Raw genomic sequence first — 20728 nt, 5'->3', positions numbered from 1 at the left:
GTGTGGTGTGAGTGGAAGGCGTGGTTGACGCGTAGTTTTGTGGTTTTGGTTCCTTGTTGTTGGTAGTGGTTGGTGATGTCGGTGATGGCGTGGGTGTCGCCGGAGATGACGGTGGTGGTGGGGGTGTTGTGTGCGGCGATGGTGACGTCGGGTCCGAGGTGGGGGGTGAGATCGGTGGGGGTGGTGTTGATGGCGGCCATGGTGCCGGGGGGGAGGGTGTTCATGAGGCGGGCGCGGGTGGTGATGAGTTCGGCGGCGTCGGTGAGGGTGAAGATTCCTGCGGTGTGGGCGGCGCTGATTTCTCCGATGGAGTGGCCGAGTAGGTGGTGGGGGGTGATGCCGAAGGTGGTGAGGGTGTGGGTGAGTGCGGTGTGCAGGGCGAACAGGGCGGGTTGGGTGTAGAGGGTGTGGTCGAGTAGTTCGGGGTCTTGGCCGAACATGAGTGGTTTGAGGGGCCGGTCGAGGTGGGGGTCCAGTGCCTCGCATGTCCGGTCGAGGGCTTGGGCGAATACGGGGAGGTGTTGGTAGAGCTGGGCGCCCATGCCGGGGCGTTGGGAGCCCTGGCCGGAGTACATGAGGGCGAGTTTTCCGCCGCCTGGGGCGGTGCGGCCGGTCACGACGGCGGGGTGCGGTTCCCCGACCGCCAGCGCCGCCAGACCCTCCCGCAGCGCCTCCCGGTCGCCGACGATCACGGCGCGGTGCTCCAGCATCGAGCGGGTGGTGGCCAGCGCCCATGCCACTTGACCGGTGTCCAGGTCGGGGTGGGCGTCCAGGTGCTGGATCAGTCGTTGGGCCTGCGCGGCGAGCCCCGTCTCGCTCTTGGCCGACAACAACCACGGCACGGCCGGCGCCTCGGGCCGCGGCGGCTGGAGACGGACCGCCTCGTTCGCCTCCTCAGGAACGGGGACCGGGGCCTGCTCGATGATCGTGTGCGCGTTCGTGCCGCTGATGCCGAAGGACGAGACCGCGGCCCGGCGCGGCCGCCCCGTCTCGGGCCACGGCACCGGCTCGGTGAGCAGCTCGACCGGGCCGGCGGACCAGTCCACGTGCGGCGTGGGCTCGTCGACGTGCAGCGTCCGCGGCAGGACCCCCTGCCGCATCGCCTGCACCATCTTGATGACGCCCGCGACCCCGGCCGCGGCCTGCGTGTGGCCGATGTTCGACTTGACCGACCCCAGCCACAGCGGCCGGTCCCGGTGCCGCCCATAGCCCGCGATCAGCGCCTCCGCCTCGATCGGGTCGCCCAGCGCGGTACCGGTGCCGTGCGCCTCCACCGCGTCGATGTCGCCGGGCGCCAGATGCGCCCCGGCCAGCGCGTCCTCGATCACCCGCTGCTGCGACGGGCCGTTGGGCGCGGTCAGGCCGTTGCTCGCCCCGTCCTGGTTCACCGCCGAACCGCGGATCACCGCCAGCACCGGATGCCCGTTGCGGTGCGCGTCCGACAGGCGTTCCACCAGCAGCAGCCCCAGGCCCTCGGACCAGGCGGTGCCGTCGGCCGCCGCCGCGAACGGCTTGCACCGCGCGTCCGGCGCCAGGACCCGTTGCCGGGAGAACTCCACGAAGATGCCGGGCGTGGACATGATGGCCACGCCGCCGGCCAGGCCCAGCGAGCAGTCCCCTTGGCGCAGCGCCTGGCAGGCCAGATGGAGGGCGACCAGGGAGGACGAGCACGCGGTGTCGATGGTGACCGCGGGCCCCTCCAGGCCGAAGGTGTAGGCGAGCCGCCCGGACACGACGCTGGCCGCGTTGCCGAGGCTGATATGGCCTTCGAGCTTGCGGGAGGTGTCCGCGAGCAGCAACTGGGCGTAGTCCTGCGCGTTGGTGCCGATGAACACGCCGGTCCGGCTGCCGCGCAGCGACGCCGGCGCGATCCCGGCGCGTTCGACGGTCTCCCAGGCGCCCTCCAGCAGAAGCCGCTGCTGCGGGTCCATGGCCAGCGCCTCGCGCGGGCTGATCCCGAACAGGCCGGGATCGAAGTCGCCGGCGTCGTGAAGGAACCCGCCCTCCCGGACGTAGCTCGTCCCGGGCCGCTCGGGGTCGGGGGAGTAGAGCCGGTCGAGGTCCCAGCCGCGGTCGGTCGGGAATCCGGACATGGCGTCGGAGCCGCCGTCCAGCAGCCGCCACAGGCCCTCGGGGGACGACGCGCCCCCCGGGAACCGGCAGGCCATCCCGATGACGGCGATCGGTTCCCGCATGCTCGACTCGGCCTCGTGCAGCCGCCGCCGCGACTGCCGCAGCTCCGCGGTCATCCATTTGAGGTGGTCGAGAAGCTGCTGCTCATTCCCCATCTGAACCGAACTCCAAAAGATGCGGCGAAAACGGCGTCTTGATCAGGACCTGCCGAATTCTTCCTTGATGATGTCGAAGACCTCGTCCGCGGTCGCGGACACCAGTTCGTCGACCGTTCCGTCGGGCTCGCGGCCGGTTTCTTCGAATCTCGACAGCAGCGCCCGAAGCCGCCAGGAGATGGTCTTCTGCTCGGCCGAGGAAAGGCCGGCCATGGCGACGGCGTTCGACAGTTCGTCGAGCTGCGCGATGATTCCGGCGCCGTTTCCGGGCTCGTCGGCGATGGTCGTTCTCAGGTAGTGCGCGAGCGCCTGCGGGCTCGGATGGTCGAACACCAGGGTGCTCGGCAGCCGCATCCCGAGCTCCCGGGTGAGGTGGTTGCGGAACTGGAGCGCCGAGACCGAGTCGAAGCCCAGCTCCTTGAACGTCTGCCGGGTCGGCACGTCCGCGCCGGACGCGTGCCCGAGGACGGCGGCGGCGGTGGCGGTGACCAGCTCGACCAGGATGGCGTCCTGTTCCGCGCGGGCTGCGCCGAGGAGGCGTCGGCGCAGCGCCGCCGCCGATCCCGAGGACGCCTCCCGGGCCGGTTCGGAGGTCGGCAGGGCCTGCCGGATCTCCGGCAGGCCGGACAGCAGCGGGATCGGGCGGGTGGGCGCGAACGCCCGCCAGAGCCACGCCCAGTCGACGGCGGCGACGGTGAGGCAGGTCTCGTCCCGGTCCAGCGCCCGCTGGAGCGCGCCGACGGCCAGCTCGGGATCCATGCCGGAGAAGCCGCTGCGGCGCAGGTTGGCCTGCGTGCTCTCGTCGTCGGCCATGCCGCCGCCACTCCACTCGCCCCACGCCACCGACAGGGCCGGGAGCCCCTGCGCGCGGCGGCGCTGGGCCAGCGCGTCCAGGTAGGCGTTCGCCGCCGCGTAGTTGGCCTGCCCCGGGCTTCCCAGGACCCCGGCTGCGGAGGAGAACAGCACGAACGCCGACAGGTCCCGGTCGCGGGTCAGCTCGTCCAGATGCGCGGCGGCGCCGGCCTTGGGGCCCAGCACCCCCGCCAGCCGGTCCGGGGTCAGGGCGTCGATGACGCCGTCGTCCAGAACGCCCGCGGTATGCACGACCGCGGTCAGCGGGCACTCGCCGGGGATGTCCGCCAGCACCCGCTCCAGCGCGGACCGGTCCGCCACATCGCAGGCCGCGAACACCGGCTCGGCGCCGAGCGCCCGCAGGTCGGAGCGCAGCTCGCCGGCGCCGGGGGCGGCCGGGCCGCGGCGGCTGACCACGACGAGGCGCTCCGCGCCGCCGCGCGCCAGCCAGCGGGCGACGTGCGCGCCCAGCGCGCCGGTTCCGCCGGTCACCAGGACGGTGCCGCTCGGCCTCCAGGGGGCCCGGACCGGTTCGCCGGGGCCGGCGGCCCTGGCCAGCCGGCAGGCGAGGACGCCCATGGGCCGGACCGCGACCTGATCCTCGCCGTCCGCCCCGGCCAGGACGCCCGCGAACCGCGCCCACGCCTCTCCGTCCGGGTGTTCGGGAAGGTCGATCAGGCCGCCCCAGCGGTCGGCGTGCTCCAGCGCCGCCACCCGGCCCAGCCCCCAGACCGCCGCCTGCGCCGGGTCGTCCACGGGGTCGGCCGGGCCGGTGGACACGGCCTGCCGGGTGACGCACCACAGCGGGGCGTTGATCCCGGCGTCGCCGAGGGCCTGCAGCAGCGCGGTGGTGCCGGCGAGCGCGGCGCGTCCGTCCAGGGCGAGCAGCGAGACCACGCCCTGGACGTCCTGGCCACTGAGGCGTTCCGCGAGCGCCGCGCGGTCGAGGGCGCCGTGATCGGCCTCCAGGCGGACGACGTCCGCGCCGCCCGGACCGGCCATCGCCTCGTGGCAGGCGTCCGGCCAGGCGCCGGCGGACGGCGGCGTCACGAGCAGCCACCGGCCGGGCAGCGGCGAAGCGGCCGGGTCGGCGACCCGCGTCCAGGTGACCCGGTAGCACCACGAGTCGACCTCGGACTTCTCCCGGTGCCTGCGGTGCCACGACGACAGCACAGGCAGGGCGGGCTTCAAGACCTCCAGCGGCGAGGAGGAGCCGTCGGGCTCCAGCATCGTGGCCAGGACGTCGAGGTCCTGGCGTTCCACCGCGCTCCAGAAGTGCGCGTCGTCGCCGGCGGTGGGAGCGGGCGCCGGCCCCGGGCCTTCCAGCCAGTACCGCCGCCGCTGGAACGCGTAGGTGGGCAGCGGCACGGAGGACGGCGCGTCGGGGGACAGATGGCGCGCCCAGTCGACGGTCACCCCGCGGGTGTGGGCATGGGCGACGCCGGCGAGGAACCGGGACAGGTCCCCCTGGCCGCGCTGGAGGGTCGCGATGACCGCGGCGTGGGCGCCGAGGTCATCGACGGTGTCCTGGAGACCGGGAACGAGCACGGGGTGCGGGCTGACCTCGATCAGGGCGTCGTGGCCCTGGCCGAGCAGGCTGCGCACGCTTCGTTCGAGCTGCACCGGCCGGCGCAGGTTGGTGTACCAGTAGCCGGCGTCCAGCCCGGTCGTGTCGAACCGGTCGCCGGTGACGGTGGAGAAGAACGGGATGCGGGACGGCTGCGGCGCGATGCCGGCGAGGGCTTCGCGCAGCGTGGCCTCGATGCGGTCGATCTGCGGGGAGTGGGAGGCGTAGTCGACGTTGACGCGGCGGGTGCGGATCTCTTCAGCACCGCACTCGGACAGGAAGCCGTCGATGGCCGAGGGGGTGCCGGAGACCACGGCGGAGGCGGGGCCGTTCACCGCGGCCAGCGTCAGCGCGCCGTCCCAGCGGGCGAGTCGCCGCTCGACCTCGGCGGCGGGCAGGGCGACCGACGCCATGGCACCGTGCCCGGCCAGCTCGCGCAGGGCCCGGCTGCGCAGCGCCACCACCTTGGCCGCGTCCTCCAGGGTCAGGGCGCCGGCGATGTGCGCGGCGGCGATCTCGCCCTGGGAGTGGCCGGCGACGGCCGCGGGCTCCACCCCGTACGCGCGCCACAGCCCGGCCAGCGCCACCATGACCGCGAACAGCGCCGGCTGGACGACGTCGACGCGCTCCAGCGCGGACGCGTCCCGCAGCACCTCGGCCAGCGACCACGGCACGTGCGGCGCGAGGGCCTCCTCGCACCGGGCGATGTGCTCGGCGAACTCCGCGGACTGCGCCAGCAGCGACGTGGCCATGCCCTCCCACTGGGCGCCCTGCCCCGGGAAGACGAACGCGACCTTGCCGTCCAGGTCGGCGACGCCCTCGACCACCCCGCCGGAGGGGGAGCCGGCGGCGAGCGCCGGCAACTCGTCAAGGGAGAACACCACGGCGCGGTGGCGCAGCGTCGCGCGCCTGGTCGCCAGCGCCCCCGCCACGGCCGCCGGGTCCAGGGCCGGGCGTTCCCGCAGGAACTCCGCCAGGCGCCCGGCCTGCCCGCGCAGCCCGGCCTCGCTCGCGCCCGACACCAGCAGCGGCGCCGGCCCCGTCACGGCCGGGGCCCCGGCCGCGCGGGCGGCCGGCGCCTGCTCCACGATCACGTGCGCGTTGGTGCCGCTGATGCCGAAGGACGAGACCGCGGCCCGGCGCGGCCGTCCGGTCTCCGGCCACGGGACCGGCTCGGTGAGCAGGCTCACCGCCCCCGCGCTCCAGTCGACGTGCGGCGTGGGCCGGTCCACGTGCAGGGTGCGCGGGAGCACGCCGTGGTTGATCGCCTCGACCATCTTGATGACCCCGGCGACCCCGGCGGCGGCCTGGGTGTGCCCCAGGTTGGACTTGATCGAACCGAGCCACAGCGGCCGGGCGCGCCGCTGCCCGTAGGCGGCCAGGAGCGCCTGCGCCTCGATCGGGTCGCCGAGCGTGGTGCCGGTGCCGTGCGCCTCGACCGCGTCGACGTCACCGGCGGCCAGGCCCGCGTCGGCGAGCGCCCGCGCGATCACGCGCTGCTGGGACGGGCCGTTGGGCGACGTCAGGCCATTGCTGGCGCCGTCCTGGTTCACCGCCGAGCCGCGCACGACCGCCAGCACGGGGTGGCCGTTGCGGCGGGCGTCCGACAGCCGCTCGACCAGCAGCAGCCCGGCGCCCTCCGACCAGCCCGCGCCGTCGGCGGCGGCGGCGAACGGCTTGCACCGGCCGTCGGGCGCCAGCCCCCGCTGCCGCGAGAACTCCACGAACAGGGTCGGCGTCGCCATGACGGTGGCGCCGCCCGCCAGCGCGAGGTCGCACTCCCCGCGCCGCAGGGCCTGGCAGGCCAGGTGCAGCGCCACCAGCGAGGAGGAGCAGGCGGTGTCCACGGTCAGGGCCGGGCCCTCCAGGCCGAACACGTAGGAGATGCGGCCCGACGCGGCGCTGCCCGACGTCCCGGTCAGGGAGTATCCCGCCGTGGTGTCGGTGAACTGCTCAGGGAGCGTCATGTAGTCCTGGTACATCACCCCGGTGAAGACGCCGGTCGGGCTGTGCTTCAGCGCTCCGGGCGGGATGCCGGCGTTCTCCAGGACCTCCCAGGCGACCTCCAGCAGCAGCCGCTGCTGCGGGTCCATCGCGGCGGCCTCACGCGGCGAGATCTCGAAGAACTCGGGGTCGAAGTCGGCGGCGTCGTAGACGAACCCGCCCTCGCGGGCATAGGTGGTGCCAGGGTGGCCGGGGGCGGGATGGTAGAGCCGGTCCAGGTCCCAGCCGCGGTCGGTGGGGAACGCCGAGATCCCGTCGCGGCCCTCCGCCACGAACCGCCACAGGTCCTCGGGCGAGCGGATCCCGCCGGGGTAGCGGCAGGCCATCGCCACGATCGCGATCGGCTCGTCGGCGGCCCTCCCGGCGGCGGCCGGGACGGCGGGCCCGTGCCGCGCCCCGGCCAGCAGGGCGCGAAGATGGTCGGCGACGGCCTGCGGCGTCGGGTGGTCGAAGACCAAGGTGGCCGGCAGCGCCAGCCCCGTGGCCGCGCTCAGCCGGTTGCGCAGCTCGATCGCGGTCAGCGAGTCGAACCCGAGATCCTGGAACGCCCGCTCGGCGAGCATGCCCTGCGCGGTGTCGCGCCGCAGCACCGCCGTCACGTGGCCGCGCGTCAGGTCGAGCAGGGCCTGCCGCTGCTCCGCCTCCGGCAGCCCGGCCAGCCGCCGGGCGAGCGCGCCGTCCGGCCGCGCCGCCGCGCCGCCGCCCGCGGGCCTGGCTGGAACCAGCCTGCGGAACAGGGCGGGCAGCGTGCCGCCGGACGCGCGGGCGCGCAGCGCCGCGAAGTCCAGCAGGACGGGCGCCACCAGCGCCTCGCCCGCCGCGCACCCGGCGTCGAAGAGCGCCGTCCCCTGCCGCGACCCCAGCCGGACCAGCCCGTCGTGCTCGACCCGGGCCAGTTCGGCCGCCCCCAGGTGGGCGGTCATCTCGCTGGTCTCCGCCCACAGGCCCCAGGCCAGGGAGGCCGCCGGCAGGCCCGCCGCCCGCCGGTGCGCGGCCAGCGCGTCCAGGAAGGCGTTGGCCGCCGCGTAGTTGCCCTGGCCGGGGGTGCCGGTGATCCCCGCGGCGGACGAGAACAGCGCGAACAGCGCGAGGTCCTCGTGCCGCGTCAGCTCGTGCAGGTTGACGGCGGCGTCGATCTTCGGGCGCGCCACCGACGCCATCCGCTCGGGCGTCAGCGACCCCACGACCGCGTCGTCGATCACGCCCGCCGCGTGGATCACGGCGGTCAGCGGGTGCGCGGCCGGGACGCCCGCCAGCAGGTCGGCGAGCTGCTCGCGGTCGGCGGCGTCGCAGGCGGCCACGGTGACCTCGGCGCCCAGCTCGGCCAGCCGGTCCCGCAGTTCCGCGGCGCCCGCCGCGCCGGGTCCCCGGCGGCCGGCCAGGATGAGGTGCCGGGCGCCGTGGGCCGCCACCAGGTGATGGGCGATCCGGCCGCCGACCAGCCCCGTCCCGCCGGTGATGAGGACCGTGCCGTCCGGGGCCGGCAGGAGCGCCGGGGGGTCCTCGGCGGGCGCGACGGTGGCCAGCCGCGGCACCAGGGCCGTGCCCTGCCGGACGGCGATCTGCGTCTCGCCCGAGGCGGACGCCGCCTGCGCCAGGCCGGGCAGCAGGCGCGCCGAGTCCGGGTGGCCGTCGATGTCGGCCAGCAGGAACCGGCCGGGGTTCTCCGACTCGGCCGTGCGGACCAGCCCCCACACCGGGGCGGCGGCCAGGTCGGCGACGTCCTCGCCCGCGCGGGTGGACACCGCGCCGCGCGTGACGACGACCAGCCGGGACGACTCCCACCGCCGGTCCTCCAGCCAGGCGCGCACGAGCCCGAGCGCGGCGGCGCCGGCCGCCCGCGCCGCTTCTGCCAAGTCGCCGGTCCCGTCACCGGAGCAGACGGTCATGACGGTGTCCGGGACGTCGCCGGCGTCCGCCGCCTGCCCCAGGTCGGCGAACGGTCCCAGGTCGGGTTCGAGCCCCAGGTCGTCAGTGCCGAGGATCGCCCACGCGCCCAGCGGCGGGGCCTCCTGTTCCTCCAGTGGCGTCCAGTCCATGCGGAACAGGTGGTGGTCGTGCCGCAGGTTGTCGGCGCGGACCGGCCGCATCGTCAGCGACTCCACCGACATCATCGGCCGGCCGGTCTCGTCGGCGATGGACACCGTCACCGTGCGGGGGCCGATCGGGGAGACCCGCGCCCGCGCGGCCCCGGCGCCGGGGAGGAAAAGCGACACGCCGTTCCAGTCGAACGGCAGGTTCAGCTCCCGCTCGGCGCCGCCGAGCCCGGCCAGGGCCACGGCGTGCAGACAGGCGTCCAGGAGCGCGGGGTGGACGCCGAACCGGGCCGCGTCACCGCCGTCGGGCAGCGCCACTTCGGCGAGCAGGTCGTCGCCGTCGCGCCACGCGCGCCGCAGCCCCTGGAAGGCCGGGCCGTACTCGTAGCCGAGCTCGGCCAGGGCCGGGTAGAGGCCCTCGGTGTCGACCGGCAGCGCCTGCGCGGGCGGCCAGAGCGGCATGTCCGGCTGGTCGGCCGGGCGCCCCGGCGTCACCACCCCGCCGGCGTGGCGGGTCCACGGGAGGTCGTCCGCGCTCTCCTCCGGCCGCGAGAAGACGGTGATCGCGCGCCGGCCGCGCTCGTCGGCCGCCCCCACCGCGATCTGGAGCCCGACGCCGCCGCGGTCGGGCAGCGGCATCGGCGCCTCCAGCGTCAGCGACTCCACCCGGCCGCAGCCCGCCAGCCCGCCGGCGTGCATCGCCAGCTCCACGAACGCCGACCCCGGCAGCAGCGCCGACCCGGCCACCACATGGTCGGCGAGCCACGGATGCGACCCCCGCGACACCCGGCCCGTCAGGACGATCTCGTCACCGCCGGCGAGCTTGACCATGGCCCCGATCAGCGGATGGTCCGCCGGGGCCAGGCCCGCCTCCGCGACGTCCCCGGCCCGGCGGCCCCTGCCGTCCAGCCAGAACCGCTCGCGCTGGAAGGCGTAGGCGGGCAAAGGGACGGGCGGCGCCGCGGGCCGGGGGAGGGCGAGGGCGTCCAGGACGCGGGCCCAATCGATCGAGAAGCCGTTGGCGTGGAGGCGGGCGAGGCTCATGAGGAGCCGGTCCCGGCCGCCGCCGTCGCGGTGGAGCGTCCCGGTGGCCAGGACGGGGGCGTCCTCGATGCCGGCGGTGAGGACGGGGTGGGGGCTGGCCTCGATGTAGGTGGTGTGGCCCTGCTCGACGAGGTGGGTGACGGTGGGGTGGAAACGGACGGTGTTGCGGATGTTGTCGAACCAGTACCGGCTGTCCAGTTCCGTTCCGTCGATGAGCCGGCCGGTGACGGTGGAGTACATGGCCGTGGTGGTGGTTCGCGGGTCGAGCCCGGAGCCCGCCTCGATGATCTGGTCGGCGATGGCGTCGATCGCGGGGCCGTGGGAGGCGTAGTCGACGTCGATGCGGCGGGTTTTGATCTCTTGGCGTTCGCAGGTCTCGAGCAGCCTGTTGATGGCGTCCTCTGGACCGGCGACGATCGTGGTGGTCGGTGCGTTGATCGCGGCGATCGCGACGGTCTCGGGGAGCAGGTCGGCCACTTGGTCCGGGGTGGTGTGGATGGCGGCCATGGTGCCGGTCCCGGCCAGCGCGGTCAGGGCGCGGCTGCGTAACGCCACGAGCCGGGCGGCGTCCTCCAGGGTGAGAGCGCCCGCGGTGTAGGCGGCCGCGATCTCGCCCTGGGAGTGCCCGATCACCGCATCAGGTTCGACGCCCAGCGACTTCCACACGTGGGCGAGGCCGGTCATCACCGCGAACAGCGCGGGCTGAACCACATCGACCCGCGTCAACGGCACGCGGCCCGTGAGAGCGCCGGTCAGCGACCAGTCCACATGAGGAGCGAGCGCCCGCTCACACTCCTGGATGTGTTCGCGGAACACCGAACTGGTGGACAGCAGCTCGGCGCCCATCCCCGCCCACTGCGACCCCTGGCCGGGGAACACCAGGACGGTCTTGCCGCCCACCTCCCCGGGAGACGCGTGACCGGTGACCAGGCCGGGATGCGGTGCGCCCGCCGCGAGCGCCCGCAGGCCCTCGCGCAGCTCCGCCCCCTCGCCTACGATGACCGCCCGGTGGTCCAGCATCGAGCGGGTGGTGGCCAGCGCCCACGCGATCTGGCCGTGGTCCGACTCGGGATGGGCGTCCAGGTGCTCGGCCAGCCGTTCGGCCTGGGCGGCGAGCCCGGCCTCGGTCTTGGCCGACAGCAGCCACGGCACCGCCGACGGCCGGTCGGGCGGCTCGGGCCGGTCGGTCTCGGCGGGCGGCGCCTGCTCCACGATCACATGGGCGTTGGTGCCGCTGATGCCGAACGAGGAGATCCCCGCACGGCGCGGCCTCCCGGCCTCGGGCCACTCGACCGGCTCGACGAGCAAGCGCACCGAGCCGGCCGACCAGTCCACGTGCGGGGTCGGCTCATCGACGTGCAGGGTCTGGGGCAGGACGCCGTGCCGCATCGCCTGCACCATCTTGATCAGGCCGGCCATCCCCGCCGCGGCCTGCGTGTGCCCGATGTTCGACTTGACCGACCCCAGCCACAGCGGCCGGTCCCGGCGACTCCCGTACGCGGCGATCAGCGCCTGCGCCTCGATCGGGTCGCCCAGCGTCGTGCCGGTCCCGTGCGCCTCCACCGCGTCCACGTCCCCCGGCGCCAGCCCGGCAGAGGCCAGCGCCTGCTCGATCACCCGCCGCTGCGACGGCCCGTTCGGCGCCGTCAGGCCGTTGCTGGCACCGTCCTGGTTGACCGCAGAGCCGCGGATCACCGCCAGCACCGGGTGCCCGTTGCGGTGCGCGTCCGACAGGCGCTCCACCAGCACCAGGCCCGCGCCCTCGCCCCAGCCGGTGCCGTCCGCCGCCGCCGCGAACGCCTTGCACCGCCCGTCGGGCGCCAGGCCGCGCTGCCGGGAGAACTCCGTGAACAGCCCGGGGGACGACAGGACCGTGGCCCCGCCCGCCAGTGCCAGCGAGCATTCCCCGCGCCGCAGCGACTGGCACGCCAGGTGCAGCGCCACCAGCGACGACGAGCACGCCGTGTCGATTGTGAGCGCGGGCCCCTCCAGCCCGAACACGTAGGCCAGCCGGCCCGACGCCACGCTCGGCGTGACCCCGGTGGACAGATGGCCCTCGATGTCCTCGCCGGCCTCGGACAGGTGCGGGCCGTACTCCTGGTAGGTCGCGCCGACGAACACGCCGGTCCGGCTGCCCGACACCGACGCCGGCGCCATCCCGGCGCCCTCGAACGCCTCCCAGGCGGTCTCCAGCAGAAGGCGCTGCTGGGGGTCCATGGCCAGCGCCTCGCGCGGCGAGATCCCGAACAGCTCGGCGTCGAACCAGGGCGCCTCGCCGACGAACCCGCCCTCGCGCACATAGGAGGTGCCGGGCACGTCCGGATCCGGGTGGAAGATCCGCTCCAGGTCCCAGCCGCGGTCGGCGGGGAACGCGGTGACCGCGTCACGGCCCTCGGCGACCAGCCGCCACAGGCCGTCCGGGGTCGAGGCGCCACCGGGAAAACGGCATGCCATGCCCACGATCGCGACGGGTTCGCGGTCCCGGGCCTCCGCCTCGCGCAGGCGCTGCCGGGTGCTCTGGAGCTCGGCCGTGGCCCGTTTGAGATAGTCGCGGAACTTGTCGTCGTTCTCCATCGGGCACCAACCAATCTGGAGGGGGTCGCGATCCGGGGCGGCGGCGTCAGGTCTGTCCGAGCTCCCGGTCCAGGACGGCGAACAGCTCGCCGTCGGTGACCGTGTCGAGGTCGAGCGCGGAACCGGCCGGCTCCCCGGCCCGCAGCGCGTCCTGCCAGGTGCGCAGCAGCGACTCCAGCCGCGCCGTGATCGCGGCGGGGGAGCCGCCGCCGGCCGCGAGCGGCGCCAGCGCGGCCGCCAGCCGGTCGATCTCCGCCAGCGCGGTCCCGACCCCGTCGTCGCTCCCCAGGTCCAGCAGTTCGAGCAGATGGCCGGTGACCGCGCGCGGCGAGGGCCGGTCGTAGACCAGGGTCACCGGCAGCCGCAGGCCCGTCTCGGCGTTCAGCGCGTTGCGCAGCTCCACCGCCGCCAGCGAGGTGAACCCGAGCTGCTGGAACGCCCGGTCCGGCGGCACCGCGGCGGCCCGGTCGTGGCCGAGCACCCGCGCCACCTGCGCGCGCACCACCTCCAGGAGCGCCGGGCCGCGCTCCTGGACGGGCAGGCGCGCCAGCCGCCGCCGCAGCGGCGCCGCGCCCGCCCGGCGCGCAGGCACCCGGACCAGATCGCGCAGGACGGGCGGGAGCGATCCGGAGACCGCCTGCCCGCGCAGCGCCACGAAGTCGAGATGGACCGGCAGGACCTGCGGCGCGTCGATCGCCAACGCCGCGTCCAGCAGCGCGAGCCCCTCGGCCGGGACCAGCGGGCGGGTGCCCAGGCGGCGCAGCCGGCGCCGCTCGCCCTCGTCCATGCGGTCGGCCATGCCGCCGGCCTGCGTCCACGGCCCCCAGGCCAGCGACCGCGCGGGCAGCCCGAGGGCCGTGCGGTACCGGGCGAGATGGTCCAGAAAGGTGTTGGCCGCCGCGTAGTTCGCCTGGCCCGGCCCGCCCAGCGACCCGGCCGCGGAGGAGAACAGCACGAACGCCGACAGCTCCGCGTCCCGGGTCAGCTCGTGCAGGTTCCAGGCCGCGTCCACCTTGGGCCGCAGCACCGCGTCCAGCCGGTCGGGCGTCAGAGAGGCCAGCACTCCGTCGTCCAGGACGCCGGCGGCATGCACCACCCCGCTGAGCGGACGATCGTCCGGGACGTCCTCCACCGCCGCGGCGAGCGCGCCGCGGTCGGCGGCGTCGCACGCGGCCATGTCCACCCGCGCGCCGAGGGCGCCGAGCTCCGCGCGCAGCACGGCGGCCCCTGGAGCCGCCGCCCCACGCCGGCTGAGGAGCATCAGATTCCGGACGCCGTGCTGGGTCACCAGGTGCCTGGCCACCAGAGCGCCCAGGCCGCTCGTACCGCCGGTGATCAGAACCGTGCCGTCCGGGTCCCACCGCATTGCCGGCCGGTCGGTGCTTGACGCCGACGCAAGGCGGGGCACCAGGACGGCGCCGTCTCGGATGGCCAACTCAGGCTCATCGGACCGCCGCAGCGCCCCGGGCACGACCTCGAACGAGGTCACTGCCGGGTCCAGGTGCACCAGCGCGAACCGCCCCGGGTTCTCTGCCTCGGCCGCCCTCACCAGCCCCCATACCGCCGCATGGGCCGGATCCGCGGCCTCCGCCACCCCGCGTGTGACGACCGCCAACCGCGAGGCCGCGAACCGCTCGTCGGATTGCCACGCCTTCAGGACCTCCAGCACGTCGGCAGCCACCCTCCGGGCCGACGAGGGCACATCCCCCGGGAGGACGGGGCACGGGTATACGACCAGCTCCGGCACCGGCGACCCGGGACTCAACGCGTCCCCGAGCGCCCTCAGGTCCACGTATGCCGGGGCGCTTTCGTTTTCCGTCCCCAGCACGACCCAGCCGCCGGCGAGGTCCGGCGGGACATCCCCTGAGAGTGCGGGCAGTGGAGCCCAGTCGAATCGGAACAGGGACCCCCGCGTGCCCGTTCCGGTCTCCAGCCTCTCGGTCTGCACAGGGCACGGTCGCACTGACCGAGCCGACAGGATCGGCTGCCCGGTCTCGTCGGACACCAGCAGCCGCACGGCATCGGGGTCCTCGGCCGGAGTCAGCCGCACCCGCGCCGTTCCGGAGGCTGAGGCGTACAGGGCCACTCCGCTCCACGTGGAGTCGAGCACGACCGGGGCATCGGACTCGTCGGAGAGCCGGGTCACGTGCGTCGCCGCGTCAAGCAGTGCCGGGTGCACGCCGAAACGGTCGGTGTCGGTCTGGACGCCCTCCGGCAAAGCCACCTCGGCGAACAGTTCCTCCCCGCGGCGCCAGGCTGCCCGCAGTCCCTGGAACACCGGCCCGTGCCCGTAACCCCGCGCCAGCAGTCGTTCGTAGGCGTCGTCCACCTGGACCTCGGTCGCTCCGGCCGGTGGCCACACCACCTCCACCTCCTGGGGCGGCATGGGGGGCGACGGTGTGACGACGCCGACGGCGTTGCGGACCCAAGGGCGATCGTCTGCCGGGCCGTCGGAGCGGGAGTGAACGCAGACCGGCCTGGCCCCCGTCCCTTCGGCCGCGCCCACCACGACCCGCAGATCCACACCGCCCTGCTCGGGCAGGACAAGCGGAGCTTCCTGGGCCAGTTCCGCCAGGAATGCGCAGTCCACGAGGCCGCCGGCGTGCAACGCCAGGTCCACCAGAGCCGATGGCGGCACCACCGCCGTACCCAGGACATCGTGCTGCGTCAGCCAGGGATGAGCGTCCCGGGTGAGCCGGCCGGTGGCGACGACGCCACCGGAACCCGGTAGCGCCACGGCCGCGCCCAACAGCGGGTGATCGACCGAACCCAGCCCCATTGCCGCCGGGTCCTCGCCGGGCTGTCTCTCGGGGAGCCAGTAGCGGCGGTGCTCGAAGGCGTACGTGGGCAGGTCCACGCGGCGCGCCCGTTGACCCTGGAAGATCGCCTCCAGGTTCACCGGGACCCCGGACGAGTACAAGCGGCCCACGCCCGACTGCAAGGTCGCCGCCTCGGACCGTTCCCGCTGCTGCAAGGCGAGCAGCAGCGCGCTCTCGGACCTCACGCATTCCTGCGCCATGGCGGTCAGCACGCCGTCCGGTCCCACTTCGGCGAATCGCGTGACGCCCGCGTCTTCCAGGCACCTGATCCCGTCGGCGAACCGGACCGCCTGGCGGACGTGCCGGACCCAGTAGTCCGCCGAGCCGAGTTCCGCGACGGACGCGACCGCGCCGGTCAGGTTCGACACCAGGGGAATGGACGGCGCGTTGAACGTGACGCTCTCGGCCACCCGGCGGAATTCCGCCAGCATCGGCTCCATGAGGGGCGAGTGGAAAGCGTGCGAGACGGTCAGCCGGGACGTCTTGGCCCCGTCGGCCTTCAGGCGGGCGGCGATCCTCTCCACCGCGTCCTCGGCTCCCGAGATCACCACCGAGGCCGGGCCGTTGACCGCCGCGATGCTCACCTCGTTCGTCAGCAGCGGTTCGACCTGGTGCTCCGCGGCCCGGACCGCCACCATCGCACCGCCGGGCGGCAGCGCCTGCATGAGCCGTCCCCGGCTCGCCACCAGCCGTGCGGCGTCGGGCAGGGAGCACATGCCGGCCACGTACGCCGCGACCAGTTCCCCGACCGAATGGCCCGCCACGTAGTCGGGCCGGACGCCCCACGATTCCACCAGCCGGAACAGCCCCACCTCGACCGCGAACAGCGCCGCCTGGGTGAAGGAGGTCTGGTGCAGGGCCGGATCGTCATTCCAGAGCACGTCCCGCAGCGGCCGATCGAGGTAGGGCTCCAGTTCGGCGCAGACCTCGTCGAACGCCGACGCGAACGTGGCGGACGCGGCGTACATCTCGCGGCCCATGCCAGTGCGCTGGGCGCCCTGTCCGGAGAACAGGAACGCCAGCTTGCCCGGCCTCACGGGCTCCAGGACCAGATTCTGCGCGGTCTCCCCGCGCGCCGCCGCGGTCAGGCCGAGGTGCAGTTCGCGCGTGTCCGCGCCGACCACCACGGCACGGTGCTCGAGGGCGGCGCGTCCGGTTGCCGCCGAGAACGCCAGGTCGACGGGGCGCGTTTCGGGACGTGTGCCGACATGCTCGGCCAGCCGGGCGGCCTGCGCCCGCAGCGCCGGCTCGCTGCGGGCCGACAGCGGCAGCGGCACCGGCCCGGTCCAGGCCGGGACGAGCCGGGCTTTCCCGTCATCGAGGTCCTCGGGATCCGCGGTCTCCGGGACGGCCTCCTCCAGGATCACGTGGGCGTTGGTGCCACTGATCCCGAAGGAGGAGACCCCGGCCCGGCGGGGACGGCCGGTCTCCGGCCACCGGATCTCCTCGGTCAGCAGCCGCACGGCGCCCGAGTCCCAGTCCACGTGCGGGGTGGGGGAGTCGACGTGCAGCGTCTGCGGCAGCCGGCCGTGCCGCATCGCCAGCACCATCTTGATCAACCCGGCGACGCCGGCCGCGGTGGCCGTATGCCCGATGTTGGACTTGATCGAACCGAGCCAGGCGGGCCGGTCCTGCGGCCGGTCCCGGCCGTAGACGGCCAGTAGCGCCTGCGCCTCGATCGGGTCGCCCAGTGTCGTGCCGGTGCCGTGCGCCTCGACCGCGTCGATGTCGCCCGGCGACAGCCGCGCCCGCTGCAGGGCCCGGCGGATGACCCGCTGCTGGGCCGGCCCGTTCGGTGCGGTCAGCGCGCTGCTCGCACCGTCCTGGTTGATGGCGCTGCCCCGCACGGTCGCCAGGACGGAGTGACCGTTGCGGCGTGCGTCCGACAGGCGCTCCAGCAGCACCACGCCCACGCCCTCGCCCAGGCCGGTTCCATCGGCCTGCGCGGCGAACGGCTTGCAGCGGCCGTCACGGGCCAGCCCGCGCTGCCGGGAGAACTCGATGAACAGGCCCGGGGTCGGCATGACCATGACCCCGCCCGCCAGGGCGAGCGAGCACTCGTCCTGCAGCAGCGACCGGCAGGCCAAATGCAGCGCGACCAGCGAGGAGGAGCACGCCGTGTCGATGGTGACCGCCGGTCCTTCCAGCCCGAACGTGTAGGCGACGCGTCCGGAGATGACGCTTCCGGTGTTGCCGGTGAGCGAGTAGTTCTCATAGCTCGGCGGGATCTGGCGCTCGTTGGCGACATAGCCGGTGTGCGCGGCGCCGATGAAGACCCCGGTCGGGCTCTCGCGCAGCCCCCGCGGGTCGATGCCGGCCCGCTCGAAGACCTGCCAGGTGGCCTCCAGCAACTGGCGCTGCTGCGGATCCATCGCCATGGCCTCGCGCGGTGAGATGCCGAAGAGGCCGGCGTCGAATTCCATCGCGCCATCGAGGAACGCGCCGGTGCGGACGTACGACGTGCCGGGTCTGCCACCCGGCTCCGGGTCGTGGACGCGCTCCAGATCCCAGCCGCGGTCCTCCGGAAAGCCGGAGAACGCGTCCTTCTTGGCGGTGAGCAGTTCCCACAGGTCCTCGGGCGAGTGGACGCCTCCCGGATAGCGGCACGCCATCGCGACGATGGCGATGGGCTCCTGGGCCTTCGCCTCGGCGTCCTGCAGGCGCCGGCGCGTCGACTGCAGGTCCATGGTGACCCGCTTCAGGTACCGGCGGAGCTTGTCTTCCGTATTGGTCATCTGAGCCTGTCTCCGGACGAAGGCGACGGCGACACCGGTCCGATCCGAAGGATCGCGGTGGCGGTCACCTGCGGAACACGCACATGCCACGCGATGCGTGTGTCCTATGATCCGGAGCCGGCTAAAGCCGGACTAAGGCTCGACTTGTCCGTCGGAGCGCTGGACGAGGCGCACCCGGGAGGGGGACGGTTCGCCGCCGTCCACCGATCTCGTGGTGGACGGCGGCGTGCGGTGCGGCGCGGACCGCGCCAGGAGTCCTCAGGCGGTGTAGTCGCGGCGGCGGAATCCGGCGAGGCCGAGCGCGACGAGCGCCGCGGTGAGGGCGATCAGCCATAGCAGGGGCGCGGCCGACACGTCGCCGCCCGGTAGCTTCGGGATGTGGGTGAACGGGGACAGGTCGAGCGCGCGTTGGCTCATGCCCATCAGGGCGCCGAACTGTCCGAGGAAGAGGAAGATCACCAGGGCGCCCCAGCCTATGGCCGCGGTGAGGCGGGGGAGCAGGCCGAAGGCCGCGACGGTGATCGCGGCCAGTGTCCAGACGGCGGGCAGTTGGACGAGGGCGCCGCCGAGGATGCGCGGCAGTTCCCGTCCGAGGTCGCCGCTGTTCAGGCCGTGGACCAGCCCGGCGGCCAGTCCTGCGGCGGCGACGGCGGCGGTGGTGCCCCCGAGCGCGAACAGCAGGTGGCTGGCCGCCCAGCGCAGCCGGGGCACCGGGGTGGTCAGCACGTGCTCGGCCCGCAGTTTCTCCTCCTCGCTGCGCAGCCGCAGCGTGGTGAGCACCGCGTAGCCGGAGGCGATCAGAGCGACGATGCTCATGCCCGAGGCGATGAAGGTGTCGACGAGGGTCGCCTCGCCGCCCAGGCGGGTGAAGGCGTCCTTGAGGTCGGTGTTGTCGCGCAGCGCGTCGCCGACGCCTTTGGCCAGGCCGCCGAACACCGCGCCGAGGACGGCCAGTCCGGCGATCCAGGCCAGCAGCATGCCGCGGTCGAGGCGCCAGGCCAGGCCGAAGGGGCCGCTCAGCGAGGGTGCGGCGGTTTCGGGGCCGAGGCGCGCGGCGAACAGGCCGGCTCCCAGGTCGCGGCGGCCCGACAGCCGGAACGCCGCGGCGATCAGCAGCGCGATGAGGGCGGCGGCCGGCAGCAGGACCCACCACCGCTCGTCGGCGAAGGGGCGCAGCTGCTGCGCCCAGCCGACCGGAGACAGCCACGACAGCCAGGCCAGCGCATTGCCGTCGCCGCCGGCGTCGCCTGCCAGGCGCAGCAGGTAGGCCACGCCCAGCGCGCCGATCGCGACGCCGCGCGCCGCGCCCGCGCCCTCGGTGACCTGCGCGGCCACGGCGGCGACCGCGGCGAAGACGCAGCCGCAGATGGCGAACTGCATCGCCAGCGCGAAGGACGCGCCGCCCGGCTGGCCGTTGCCGGACAGCCCGGCGGCCATGATGAGGGCCAGCACCAGGTTGGCGGCGATGGTCACGGTCAGCGCGGCGGCCAGCGGGGCGTGCCGCCCGATGACCGTGGCGCCCAGCAGCTCGCGCCGGCCGTTCTCCTCCTCGGTGCGGGTGTGGCGGATCACCGTGAGGACGCTGATCAGTGCCACGACCAGCGGGACCAGGCCGAGGCGCTGGGTGACGATGCCGCCGAGGCTGTCGCTGTGCAGCGGGCCGAACAGCGCGAGGAAGGCCGGGTCGCTGCCGCTGGTGTGGGCGTACTCCTGGCGGTCGGCGGCCGTGGGGAACAGGTCCTTGGTCATGGACACGAAGTTGACCGGGGCCAGTGACAGCCACAGCACCCACAGCGGCAGCAGGATCCGGTCGCGGCGCAGGATCAGCCGGATCAGCTTGCGGGTGCCGGCGAGGGTGCCGTTCACCGCACGCTCCCCGAGCGCGCCGTGGAGGCGTCCGCGCCGCCGGCGGGGCTGTCGACGTAGTAGCGCAGGAAGAGTTCTTCCAGCGTGGGGGGCTGCGCGACCAGGTTCTGCACCCCGACCGAGATGAGCCGGCCGAGCGCCTCGTTCAGCCGGTCGGTGTCGACCTCGCAGCGGATCTCGCCGTCCGCCACGTGCACCTCGTGGGCACCGGGCAGATCGCGCGGGACCTCGCCGGTCAGCCGTGCGGTGATCGAGGTGCGGCTGAGGTGGTGCATGTCCTGGATCGAGCCGGTCTCCACCGTCCGCCCGTCGCGGATGATGGTGATCCGGTTACACAGCGCCTCGACCTCGGCGAGGATGTGGCTGGACAGCAGCACGGTGCGGCCGTTGCGGGCCTCTTCGTGGACGACCTGGCGGAAGGTCTCCTCCATCAGCGGGTCGAGTCCCGAGGTCGGCTCGTCCAGCACGAGCAGTTCCACCTCGGAGGCCAGGGCGGCGATCAGGGTGACCTTCTGCCGGTTGCCCTTGGAGTAGGTGCGGGCCTTCTTCTTGGGGTTGAGGTCGAAGCGTTCGATGAGGTCGGATTTGCGGCGCGGGTCGATCCCGCCGCGCATCCGGGCGATCAGGTCGATGGTCTCGCCGCCGGTCAGCCCCGGCCACAGGTTGACGTCGCCGGGCACGTAGGCGAGCCGCCGGTGCAGCTCGGTGGCGTCGGTCCAGGGGTCGCCGCCGAGCACGCGGATCTGGCCGGCGTCGGCGTGCAGCAGCCCCAGCAGGATGCGGATCGTGGTGGTCTTCCCGGCCCCGTTGGGGCCCAGGAAACCGTGGACCTCGCCGGGTTCCACGGTGAGGTCGAGCTGGTCCAGCGCGCGGGTCTGGCCGAAGGACTTCTCGACGCCGGACATCGAGATCACGGGAGTCATGCCTGGGATGCTATTCTAGT

At 74.3% G+C, this 20728-nt stretch carries 5 protein-coding genes; all 5 read right to left on the bottom strand.

What is annotated here, in order from left to right; translation table 11 throughout:
* Positions 1-2288: type I polyketide synthase (locus ABD296_RS11600; RefSeq protein ID WP_344264774.1), on the bottom strand; the 2288-nt coding region annotated here is incomplete at its 3' end.
* Between the two features lie 42 nt (positions 2289-2330).
* Positions 2331-12365 (bottom strand): type I polyketide synthase, encoded by a 10035-nt coding sequence (locus ABD296_RS11595; protein WP_344264772.1) that lies wholly within the window; start codon positions 12363-12365, stop codon positions 2331-2333.
* 46 nt (positions 12366-12411) lie between these two features.
* Positions 12412-17919, bottom strand: a complete 5508-nt coding sequence (locus ABD296_RS11590) for a type I polyketide synthase (protein ID WP_344264770.1) — start codon at positions 17917-17919, stop codon at positions 12412-12414.
* A gap of 258 nt (positions 17920-18177) precedes the next feature.
* Positions 18178-19785 carry an ABC transporter permease gene (locus tag ABD296_RS11585; RefSeq protein ID WP_344264768.1) on the bottom strand — a complete coding sequence of 536 codons (1608 nt, stop codon included), beginning with the start codon at positions 19783-19785 and terminating at the stop codon, positions 18178-18180.
* Positions 19782-20708 (bottom strand): ABC transporter ATP-binding protein, encoded by a 927-nt coding sequence (locus ABD296_RS11580; RefSeq protein ID WP_344264766.1) that lies wholly within the window; start codon positions 20706-20708, stop codon positions 19782-19784. Before ABD296_RS11580 ends, ABD296_RS11585 begins: the two co-directional genes overlap by 4 nt.
* Between the last annotated feature and the right edge of the window lie 20 nt (positions 20709-20728).

This window comes from Actinomadura napierensis, from assembly GCF_039529375.1.
Taxonomy (GTDB): Bacteria; Actinomycetota; Actinomycetes; order Streptosporangiales; family Streptosporangiaceae; genus Spirillospora; species Spirillospora napierensis.
Note: the sequence above shows the minus strand (reverse complement) of the source record. Positions and strands in the feature narration are given on the sequence as shown.